Genomic DNA, 10,155 nt, shown 5'->3' on the forward strand with positions numbered 1-10,155 from the left:
GTTTATTTGTTCAGCGTCGAAATCTTCAATTCAGTACCGCCAGGAAAAGCGGGGCCCGGCCCTGTCGATTCGACGTCTGGAAGGAGCCCGGGTTTGGACAGAGTGGAGTCGTATATGAACCAGTGGAAGCGTGAGCGTCCGGACCTGGACCATGGACCCATGGGCGTCATAGCGCGCGTCACCCGTACCGGAGGGTTCCTGACCAACAGCATTCGCGAGAACCTTCGCGGCACCGGCCTGGAGCCGTGGGAATTCGACGTGCTGGCCACCCTCCGCAGGGTCGGCCCGCCGCACACCCTGAGCCCGAAGGAACTCGCTGCCATCACAATGGTGGGCAACGCCGCCATGACCCACCGCGTCGACCGGTTGGTTGAGCGCGGCCTCGTAACCCGGAAAGTGGACCCGAATAACCGCCGACGCCTGCGGATAACCCTGACAGAGGCGGGGCTGGAACTAATCGACTCGGTCATCGCCGACCACGTTAACAATGTGGACCGCTTGCTTGACGTGCTGTCCGCCTCCGAACGGAAGACACTGTCCGGTCTGCTCGAAAAGGTCCTCGTCTCGCACGGCGATACCCACCCGTAAAACAGTAAAGCACCGGAGTCCCTGACGTATGCACTGTGATCAGTGCTAGAGCCAATCGCGGTTGCATAGCGACAGCGTGCTCCAGGCAAGTTCCCCGGTGGTTTTCGGCATCGCGTAGCGTCTGCACGCAGGGACGGTGCTGCGGCATTCCGGCAAGCCTTCCAAAGATCTGCCGGCGCTTCTTAAACGGCGAGGCCGCCGGATCTACTGCTTGATCCCGGCGGCCTGGCCGATGGCTGGATTCATTTCCCCCAAAACGCTTCCTGCCCGGTTCTCCGGCCGGGTCCCCCAACCCGTTCGTCGAACCTTCTGATAAAAGGATGACATCGGCAGCTGTTACTGCCTAGTACCTTTGCTACTCGTTTTCATGCATCTACATGGACAGGTAGCAGGGGATCGTAGTTAACCAGCGGGAACCTGATGCGGGGCCCAGGCCCTCCGTCGTCACCGCCCCCGACCCATCGCCTGGGGCTTCCCGGCCTTGGCGGGCGCAAGGCGGCCCACGGGACCAGAGGATTCAGCGATGCCTGCCTCCTTATGGTCAGTGCCCGGACTCCCGCCGCCCTGCACAATGCCGGTGTGAAGGTCTTTCAGCCTGGTGCATGTCTATGACGATACGGTCGTGGCCTCCGTCGTACCGGCCGGCAGGTACGGAACCGTCGGACAGCAGGTCAGCGGCAGGGAAACCGCCCGGCGCCTGACCGCAGCCGGAATCTATATTCCGGAACCACCCAACGGGGCAACCGGAGACGGCCGCTGCGCCGACGACACCGCCGACCCCGGACGGGACGGCGGCGCGCCGCCGGTGCGGGAAACCGGCCTTGATGCTGACGAAGCCGCCGAACAGCGACCGCGCTGACGACAGCTGGCCGCTGGCCGGTCACCGTGGAATTCGCCGAAGTTATGGAAGGCAGCGGCTTAGTCGCTGGGGCTGATATCGGTGTTTAATGCCCGGCCATCCGGTTCCCGGATGTCCTGTTCCTCGGCCGGTCCGGCGGCCTCATGGAGGCCAGGGACCAGGCCGCGGGCGGACGAATTCCCACCGATGTTCCCGGTTTGGCCGGCCTCATCAGCATCCCCGATACCGCCGGCAGCGTTGGCGGTGCCGTTTTGGGTCTGGGGGCCGGCGGGGAGCCTTCCGGAGGGTCCGCCATACTGTCCCGTACGTCTGCGTCACCGTCCTGTGTCCTGTCCGAAAGGCTGTCCGGCAGAACGCCCGAATCCTCCGCGACGGATGCCTGGCCTTCAGGCAGGTCCCGGGAACGAGGCCGGGAACCTCCCTGACTCCGTCCCGGGTTTCGCTGTCTGCCGGTTCCGATTCAGTGCCCATGACCGTCTCCTGGCTTGCACCGGACTTCATTCTCCCCGCTAACAGCAGATCCCGCCGGTAAGAACTTTCCGGCTCCGCACGGACAGAAACACCCGGAAGTGACGGGGAACAGCAGATGCCGTTGGCTATTGGCCGTTCTCACCCCCCTGGCCGGACAGATCCGGACAGGAAAGTCCTTCTTCCCTGCAGGTGGATCCCTGACCGAAGATGGAGAAGCTCCTACCGCTGCGCCAGGAGGCGGGAGCAGGGGAAGGAACCATGGAGAACAGCGAGAAGGTTCTGGTTGCCGGAGACTGGCACGGGAACACCCCCTGGATGCAGACGGTCCTGGTCAAGGCTGCCGCCGACGGCTACCGGACCATCATCCACGTCGGTGACCTGGCGGTGCTCTGGCCCGGCGGGCAGCAGTTCACCCGCCGGCTGGTCCGGCACCTGGAGGAACTGGACCTGAGAGTCATTTTTGTGGACGGCAACCACGATGTGCACCCGAAGCTGCGCGCCCTGCCCCGGAACGCCGAGGGTTTCGGCACCATCAGCGACCGGCTGCTCTATGCGCCCCGCGGCCACCGCTGGGAGCTGGACGGAGTCCGATTCGGTGCCCTGGGCGGTGCCCGTTCGATCGACAGGCAGTGGCGCACCGAGGGCAGGACCTGGTGGCCGCAAGAGGACGTGACCGCCGAAGACGTCAAGGCCCTGGGGGACGCACCCCTGGATGTGCTGATCACCCACGAGGCGCCGGCTGGCATCAACGTCACCTCTTCGCTGGGCAGGAAGTTGCTGGCGGCTTTGGCACGGGAATCCCGGATGAGCCGGCTGCATGTGCTCGAGGCCGTGCGGGCCACGGAACCGGAACTGGTGTTCTGCGGGCACTGGCACCAGCGGCACACCGAAACCCTGGCCGGCTCGAACACCCGGGTCGAGGTGCTGCACCGGGAGAAATTCGAGGGCAATCTGGTCACCCTGCACCTGGAGGAGTTGAGGGTCGCGGCGTACCCGATGCGGTGAGCCCGGGCCTGCACCCGGCCCCCGTTAAAAACCCATGACGGACGGATGTCTGCCCGCGGCGTACGCCCGGCAGCAGCGGTCCTTGCCGGGATCATCGAGCCGAACGGGAAGCAGTCGTTTCGGCTTCCCCTGTCTCCGGTTTCGGCCTGTTCGTCACCCGTCCAGACCCCGGGAGCCCTTGACGTTCTACGATGGGCCAGGAACCGGGACAGGCGCCGTGCATCACCAAGACATGGTGATGCCGCTGCCGGATACCTGGCACGGGCCGGTGAAGGGAGCAGAGATGGAGCCGTCGCTGTCGGTCGTTATTCCGGTCAAGGACGGCGCCGTGATGCTGGCCCAGTGCCTGGGCCTCCTTGGGTGCCAGACCGTCCGGCCGCTGGAGATCGTGGTGGTGGACAACAACTGCGCCGATGACAGTGCCCGGGTCGCCGCCCGGTATGGTGCCCGTGTCGTCGTCGAATCGGCTCCCGGCATTCCGGCCGCCGCGGCGGCCGGCTACGACGCAGCGGCCGGGACCGTCGTCGTCCGCTGTGATGCTGATTCGGCGCCGCCGGTCCACTGGCTGGAACGCATCCGGGACGCCTTTACGCCGACCCGGGCCCTGGATGCGCTGGTCGGCACCGCGGATTTCTACGGCCTGTCCCGCCCCTGGGTGCGGGCGGCCGGCGCGCTCTACCTGCAGTCCTATCTGCTGGGAATGCGGCCGGTTTTCGGGCATGTGCCATTGTGGGGGTCGAACATGGCCTTCCGGCGCTGCGCCTGGCAGCAGGTCAGCGCTGCGGTGCACCGGGAGGACCCGGAACTGCATGACGATGTGGACCTGAGCTTCCACTTCGGCCCGCACCGGAGCATCCGGTACGACCCGGGGCTGCGCGTGGGGATCTCGCCGCGGTCGCTGTACGGGTTCCGACAGAACCTGCGGCGGCTGGACCGGGCCCGCCGCCATCGGTGCCCATCCGATGGATTTTCTGGTTCAGGCAGAGCAGCTGTGCCAGCGGGTCAGTCGTTGCGGGAAGTCCGTAGGCTTCCTCGACGGCCTCGTCCAGGGCGTGGTGCAGGTCTCTGAGCCTGCTGTTTTCGGCTGTGCGCAGGGAGTCGTATTGTTTGGCCAGGGTTATGCCCTCGGCCAGATAGTCGTTACGGAGCGCAACGATCTCGGCCGTTGTCCCGGCGATTTTTTCGGCTGCCTGAGGGGATGGGTTTTGTGGCCATGGGAAGCTGTCAAAGACAGTGGTGGATGTGTAGCGCAGCCGGGTCTGCAGGGTTGAACAGCGAGCCTGAAACCACAGCCGGTGCAGCGATGACTGCAGAATTCCCAGCGAATAGTCATCGTCGAAGGCGAAGGCCTGGGCAGTATCTGCAAGCCGAATGCTGGAATCGATGAAGGTGAAGACGGGGATTCGCCTGTCGCTGGATACCCTGGCTACGGCGATGTACCGGCCAAGGGGTTCGAGGGCTTTGAGCATCTCCTGGCGCCGGTAGTTCAGCTGCCACCAGTTGCTGAGGAATCCCTGGTGATGGCGGTTCAGCCAAGCTCTTGGATTGCCGGCAAGGATCTCTGCGTTGCGGGAAGACTCTTCCCTGGCTCTTGCTTCCTTGATCGGCAAGACCGTCGTTTTCAAATGGGCCATGGCTGAGGGGTAACGGCTGGCCGCTGTGAGGGCATCGGGTTCGTCGATGTCAATGACCCATCCGGTAGGACCGAAGCCGTGCAGGATCTCGTGACCTCCCAGACACGGGTGAACAGCGGCTGCAGAGTCAGCCATGATTTTTTCGGTTATTCTGCATTCCGCTTCTTTGAGGATGTAGCCGCCGGTTACCCCGGGTGTCTGCCCCTGGAAGCAAACCTTGGGTTTCGTGTTGACGGCCAGTTGGTGTGCCCGGCGCAGATCTGTCTGGGGGGAAAGCGATGATGAGATTCTTGGCAGTTCGAGGCGGGCGGTTCCGTTTTCGAGCCACAGTACTGCGGTCTCAGGTCCTTTGACTCCGTTACCGGTCTTCATCCAGTCAATGATGGAGACTGTCGCTCCGGCTTCCCCCGACCACGGCTGGCCGGCAACCGCCTCGGTGATGACGCCGTTGTTATCGAGGATGTAATCCAGTGATGACTCCCGGGAATGGTTCTGACGGACCGTGTTGGTCGCGACAAAGCCCGCGCGGCCGCCGGGCCTGAGCGCGTCATGGGCCAGGGTAAACCAGTAACAGGAAAAGTCGGCGGCGCCTGAAACTTCGGGATGGGCAGCGAGGACCCGGCTGGAATAGGCCGCACCCAGTTCGCGGCGCATCTTCCGCCTGCCCAAATAGGGCGGATTGCCGATGATCGCATCGACCCTGGGCCAGGCGGTGAAGAGCGCATCAGCATGCCGGATGGAATTATTCGGATCGTCAAACGGTCCTGTTACGGGACCACCATGCAGTTCGTCCGAGCTGAGCTTTTCGGCCATCATCATCGTTAGTTTGGCGATTTCAACAGCAACGGGATTGATGTCAAAGCCATAGAAGTGATCAAGGGAGACAAAGCAGGCCGACGACCGGTCAGCAGGTGCCTCCCGCCACCGGTCCGAAATCAATTCCCGGGCTTCCTTTTCCAGACGGCGAAGTTCACGGTAGGCGACGTAGAGGAAGTTTCCCGAACCACAGGCAGGATCCAGCACTCTAAAATTGGAGAGCGCACGGAGTTCCCGCTCCAGCGCTTCGATGCTTCCTTTTGCTGCATCCAGACGCCGGCGCCAGGGAGCCACGATGGTGGGAAGGACGACTTTGCTGATGTCCGCCCGCGACGTGAAATAAGTCCCGCTGGCATGCCGTTCGCCCTTATCCATGAATCCCTCCAAGAGCGTGCCGAAAATCTCCGGCCGGACCTCCGCCCGGACCTCCGAGGAAACTGAACGTAACAAATCGAGCTCATCGTCGGTCAGATCCACAGAACAGATATCAGCGAACAACCCTCCGTTGAAGTACGGGATTCCCCGGGAATTACTGCCCGAAGTATTTGCAGGGGCGCTCATCTGACGCAAGAGCCCGCAGATCCTCTTAGCTGCATCCACACCGTTCCTGGCATCCAGCAGGATCCGGGTATACGTTTGCGCAGGCATCAGCCCTATGTCTTCGGCAAACATCGTCAGCACGGACTGCAGGCAGAACCGCTGAGCGGCCCGGCGCTCGATCCCACGTCCGCAAAGCGATCTGAATAGGTGTGCAACCTCTACTGCTACCTGTCCGGCACCCCGGACCGGCTCATGACCGAACACCGGCTGCGCATCCATAGGGGCTGGGAAGGCCTGAACGCCGGCCCGGCGGAGAAGGTTCCTGGAACTGACCCTATCCATGGGTTCCTCCACGGGATGCTCCACGCCGTCAATCCAGAACTGACCATGGGCCGGCACGACGGTGGGACCGGTCAGGCCCGGCTGTTGCCGCTGTAGGTTGCCCGGTAGCTGCAGTGCCGTTCGCGCAGGCACCCGTTGAGCGCCTGGGCCAGGCAGTCCCGTTCGGCGGCCGGAAGCGCGAGGAGTCCGTGCAGGTAGGCTTCGATTTCCATAAGTCCCGCCGTACCGCCGGCACGGCGGCTGCGCGCCCACAGGGCGCCCAGGGACAGGCCGGAGAGGATAAAGGCGATGGTGGCGGTGCGGCGCTGCCGCTCGTATCCGGTGTGCGCGGTCATCATGTCCCGCTCCCGCTGTGCAGTCCCAGGAACCGCGGGAGTCTTCACGGCAGTACGGGGGATGTGGAACACATACTACCTGCCGGGACAGCCGGGCGCACCGGCCGGGATACCGGTATTTCCGCCTTCCGTCCGGACAGAATATGCCGTTAGGATTCCTCGTCCGCTGCGGCCTGTTTAAGGACGACCGGTTCCTGCGGTGGTGACATCGGACTTATCAGGGATGGAAGAAGCGCGGCTAGATGGTCCCGTCGACCCTGGGATCGCTGGCCGGGCGGAATACGGTGAGGTCCCGGGAAGCCAGGACCTGCGGATCGTACCGGGCGACTCCGGCATAGAAGTCCCCGTAGGAGTTGGTGTCGATCAGGATCATGGCCTTCTCCGAGTACAGGATGGTGTGCCGTCCCACCGCGTCAGGCCAGGACATCAGGCCGGTGAAAGCGGCCGCATCAAATTCCTCCAGCGAAATGATGCCCAAATCGTCGAGTGAACCGCGGGCCAGGGCCATGTTGTCGGGGCTGAGGAACCGGGGGATGAGGTATTCGATCATCGATGCGGGAACCATATCGTTTCTTCCGTTGGGAGCGGTCAGACTCCAGTACACCAGCAGGCAAGACGATCACAACGAGTTCAGCCAGCGCGGTGCGGAACTGAACGGGATCGCGCGCCCCCGCAGGTGCCGGTCAACGTCACTTCAGAACTACCCGCTCACGCAACAGCCCAGACACGTCCTATGCGCTGTTATCGGGGTTGTTGCGTTACGTGCCTCAGCCTGCGTTCGGGACGATGAGCGGCTTGATGCAGTTGTCGAGCTTCGCTGAGAAGATGTGGTATCCCTCGGCGATGTGCTCCAGCGGGATCCTGTGGGTCACGATGTCGCTGGGCTTGAGGTAGCCGTTGCGGATGTGTTCGAACAGGCGCGGCCACTGGCGTTTGACCGGGCACTGGTTCATGCGCAGGGTCAGGCCCTTGTTCACCGCGTCGCCGAACTTCACGGCGCTGAAGATGGGTCCGTAGGCACCCATGACTGAGACGGTGCCGCCCTTGCGGACCGAGTCGATGGCCCAGTTCAGGGCCACCGGGGAGCCGCCCTGCAGCTTCAATTTGGCGGAGGTCACGTGCTGGGTGAGGTTGCCGTCGGCCTCGGCGCCCACCGCGTCGATAACGACGTCGGCCCCGAGGTAGTCAGTGACTTTCTTCAGGTGCACCACGATGTCGTCGTACTCGGCGAAGTTGTACGTCTCGGCGTGGGCAAACGTGGCTGCCTTCTCGAGCCGGTACTGCAGGTGGTCGATGACGATGACGCGTCCGGCGCCCATCAGCCAGGCGGACTTGGCGGCGAACAGCCCCACCGGGCCGGCGCCGAACACCACCACGGTGTCGCCCTCGGCGATGTCCCCGAGCTGGGCGCCGAAGTATCCGGTGGCCAGGGCATCGGTGAGCAGCAGGGCATCCTCCTCATCCATCCAGTCCGGAATGATGGACGGCCCGACGTCGGCAAACGGGACCCGCACGAATTCGGCCTGGCCGCCGTCGTAGCCGCCGCAGGTGTGCGAGTAGCCGTAGATGCCGCCGACCGCCGTCGCATTGGCATTCACGTTATGGCAGTTGGAGTACAGCCCACGGGCACAGAAATAGCAGGAACCGCAGTAGATGTTGAACGGGACCATGACGCGGTCGCCGCGTTTGAGGTTCTGCACCGAGGGGCCGACCTCTTCCACCTCGCCGATGAATCGCCCGCCGCATGAACAGCCGCGAGTTCCCCATGCTCCCGCTCACCGCCGAGCAGCTCCGCCTCTTCGGCACCGGCAGGTCCGGGATCGAACAGGAAGGCTCCGGCTCCGGCGGCTCGGACTCCGTCGCCGTCAATACCAAGGTCCAGGCTCCGCCGAGCCCCGGCATGATCATCACCCTCATCGTGCTGCCCATCGCCCTGATCATGCTCGGCACCGTCGGCTCCGTCGTGCTGCCCCAGGACTCCGACCTGGCCCAGGTCTTCGGCTTCATCGGGGCACCCATGATCGCCCTGCTCGTGGCACTGTTCCTGGCCTACTGGTTCCTGGGCATCCGCCGAGGCTGGTCCTCCCAGGCCACCGGCGAAATCATGGACGCCGCGCTGGCACCCACCGCGATCGTCATCCTCGTCACCGGCGCCGGCGACGTCTTCGGCAAAGTGCTCACCGTCAGCGGCATCGGCACCGCCCTCGCCGAGGGGCTCGCCAGCGTCGGCCTGCCGGTGATCCTCATGGCCTTCATCCTGGCCGCCGTGTTCCGCGCCTCCCAAGGCTCGGCCACCGTCGCTATCATCACCACCGCAGGCCTCCTCGCCGCGTCGGTCGAGGCCGGCAGCTACACCCCGATCCAGACCGCCCTCATCCTGCTCGTCATCGGCTTCGGTGCCTTCGGCCTGAGCCACGTCAACGACTCCGGCTTCTGGATCGTCACCCGGTACCTGGGCCTCTCGGTCTCCGACGGCCTGCGCACCTGGACCGTCCTGACCACAATCCTCGGCGTGACCGGTTCCTGCTGACCTCCGCCGCCTGGGTCCTCGCCAGCGGAATCGGGGTTTGATGCGCGCCCGCCTTGACGACGTTATCTTAGCCTCGCTGCGGCGCGGTGAGGCGGTCCCGGCCTTCACCTGCTACGATTTCGCCACCGCAACCTCCGTTGTGGAGGCTGCAGAGGAAGCCAGGCGCGGCATCGCCCTCCTGGTCGCTTCGAAGACTGCCGCGCGCACCTCCGGGCTTCGCCTCATCACCGCGCTGCGCAGCCTCGCGAACGGCGCCGCCGTTCCGGTGACCGTTCAGCTTGACCACGCCAACGACCTGCACGTCATCAGGGAGGCCGTGACCGCGGGTGCGGACGCGGTGCTGGCCGACGGCTCCTCCCTCGATTTCGAGGACAACATCGCGCTGGTGCGAACCGTGCGGGATCTGGTCGGACCCGACGTCGTACTGGAAGCAGAGCTCGGCGGACCCGCCGGCGACGAGGACAGAGCCTTCGCTCAGGATGCCGCCGGCCTCACCGACCCCGGGCAGGTCTCCGAGTTCGTCGCGCGCAGCGGTGCCCAGCTCCTCGCTGTCGCCGTCGGCAATGTCCACGGCAAGTACAAGGGCGAGCCGGTCCTGCGCTGGGACGTTCTGGGGCGGGCCGCGCAGGAGACCGACGTGCCGTTGGTGCTCCACGGCGCCTCCGGCATCCCGCAGGCCGACCTCGCGAGGGCGGCGTCCTTTCGGATCGGCAAGATCAACATCAACACCGGACTCCGAACCGCCGTGCTCGCCTCCGTCGCCTCCGGGGCCAACGGATTCAGGGCCGACGTCGAGAATCTCGCCGGGCTGCTGTCCGAATGGTCGGCAGCGGCCCGCGGAGTGGCCGGAGGAGTGCTGGAAACCCTGCGCGCCTGAGCGATGCGCGGGGGGAGGACGCCGCCGCGCCTGCTGACCAAGACCGGCACCGCATTTGCCCGCTACCCGGCCAGCGGAGCCACGACGTCAACCTCATGGCACAGCCCGTCCAAAGCGGCGGCCCCAACCCCGGGCCGCCGCTTCGGCGTTCCTGGCAC

The 10,155-nt window shown here is 64.8% G+C and carries 8 protein-coding genes and 2 pseudogenes; 6 read left to right on the forward strand and 4 right to left on the reverse strand.

Annotated features, from left to right (window positions below; all coding sequences use genetic code 11):
- Nucleotides 1-102 precede the first annotated feature (102 nt).
- From AC5RW2_RS38505 to AC5RW2_RS38520, 4 genes and pseudogenes are all read left to right on the forward strand, one after another.
- A complete protein-coding gene (locus AC5RW2_RS38505; RefSeq protein ID WP_494075170.1) occupies nucleotides 103-588 on the forward strand; it encodes a MarR family winged helix-turn-helix transcriptional regulator in 486 nt (161 codons plus the stop codon).
- 622 nt (nucleotides 589-1,210) lie between these two features.
- Nucleotides 1,211-1,447 carry a hypothetical protein gene (locus AC5RW2_RS38510; RefSeq protein ID WP_494075167.1) on the forward strand — a complete coding sequence of 79 codons (237 nt, stop codon included), beginning with the start codon at nucleotides 1,211-1,213 and terminating at the stop codon, nucleotides 1,445-1,447.
- 729 nt (nucleotides 1,448-2,176) lie between these two features.
- On the forward strand, nucleotides 2,177-2,923 hold the full coding sequence (locus AC5RW2_RS38515; protein WP_494075168.1) for a metallophosphoesterase family protein: 747 nt from the start codon (nucleotides 2,177-2,179) through the stop codon (nucleotides 2,921-2,923).
- 283 nt (nucleotides 2,924-3,206) lie between these two features.
- A pseudogene (locus AC5RW2_RS38520) lies at nucleotides 3,207-3,596 on the forward strand (glycosyltransferase family A protein); the annotation flags it as partial.
- Nucleotides 3,597-3,696: 100 nt separating this feature from the next.
- Here the strand turns inward: AC5RW2_RS38520 and AC5RW2_RS38525 are convergent.
- The 4 genes and pseudogenes from AC5RW2_RS38525 to AC5RW2_RS38540 form a co-directional block, all read right to left on the reverse strand.
- Nucleotides 3,697-6,192, reverse strand: coding sequence for a DNA methyltransferase (locus AC5RW2_RS38525; protein ID WP_494075169.1), 2,496 nt, complete (start codon nucleotides 6,190-6,192; stop codon nucleotides 3,697-3,699).
- A 134-nt stretch (nucleotides 6,193-6,326) separates the two neighbouring features.
- Nucleotides 6,327-6,593: a hypothetical protein gene (locus tag AC5RW2_RS38530; RefSeq protein WP_494037321.1), complete on the reverse strand. Its 267-nt coding sequence runs from the start codon at nucleotides 6,591-6,593 to the stop codon at nucleotides 6,327-6,329.
- Between the two features lie 235 nt (nucleotides 6,594-6,828).
- A complete protein-coding gene (locus AC5RW2_RS38535) occupies nucleotides 6,829-7,155 on the reverse strand; it encodes a hypothetical protein (protein ID WP_494037320.1) in 327 nt (108 codons plus the stop codon).
- Between the two features lie 202 nt (nucleotides 7,156-7,357).
- Nucleotides 7,358-8,326 (reverse strand): annotated as a pseudogene (locus tag AC5RW2_RS38540) (zinc-binding dehydrogenase); the annotation flags it as partial.
- Nucleotides 8,327-8,334: 8 nt separating this feature from the next.
- Here AC5RW2_RS38540 and AC5RW2_RS38545 point away from each other — a divergent pair.
- Complete coding sequence (locus AC5RW2_RS38545) at nucleotides 8,335-9,120, forward strand: GntT/GntP/DsdX family permease (RefSeq protein ID WP_493986633.1); 786 nt, start codon at nucleotides 8,335-8,337, stop codon at nucleotides 9,118-9,120.
- 40 nt (nucleotides 9,121-9,160) lie between these two features.
- Complete coding sequence (locus tag AC5RW2_RS38550) at nucleotides 9,161-9,997, forward strand: class II fructose-bisphosphate aldolase (RefSeq protein ID WP_493986634.1); 837 nt, start codon at nucleotides 9,161-9,163, stop codon at nucleotides 9,995-9,997.
- The last annotated feature ends 158 nt before the right edge of the window (nucleotides 9,998-10,155 follow it).

This window comes from Arthrobacter sp. B0316-1-20, assembly GCF_059091865.1.

Coding starts and splice junctions, on each gene's coding strand:
- AC5RW2_RS38545 (WP_493986633.1), top strand. CDS start 8,335: ATGAACAGCCGCGAGTTCCCCATGCTCCCGCTCACCGCCGAGCAGCTC.
- AC5RW2_RS38535 (WP_494037320.1), bottom strand. CDS start 7,155: ATGGTTCCCGCATCGATGATCGAATACCTCATCCCCCGGTTCCTCAGC.
- AC5RW2_RS38550 (WP_493986634.1), top strand. CDS start 9,161: ATGCGCGCCCGCCTTGACGACGTTATCTTAGCCTCGCTGCGGCGCGGT.
- AC5RW2_RS38530 (WP_494037321.1), bottom strand. CDS start 6,593: ATGATGACCGCGCACACCGGATACGAGCGGCAGCGCCGCACCGCCACC.
- AC5RW2_RS38515 (WP_494075168.1), top strand. CDS start 2,177: ATGGAGAACAGCGAGAAGGTTCTGGTTGCCGGAGACTGGCACGGGAAC.
- AC5RW2_RS38525 (WP_494075169.1), bottom strand. CDS start 6,192: ATGGATGCGCAGCCGGTGTTCGGTCATGAGCCGGTCCGGGGTGCCGGA.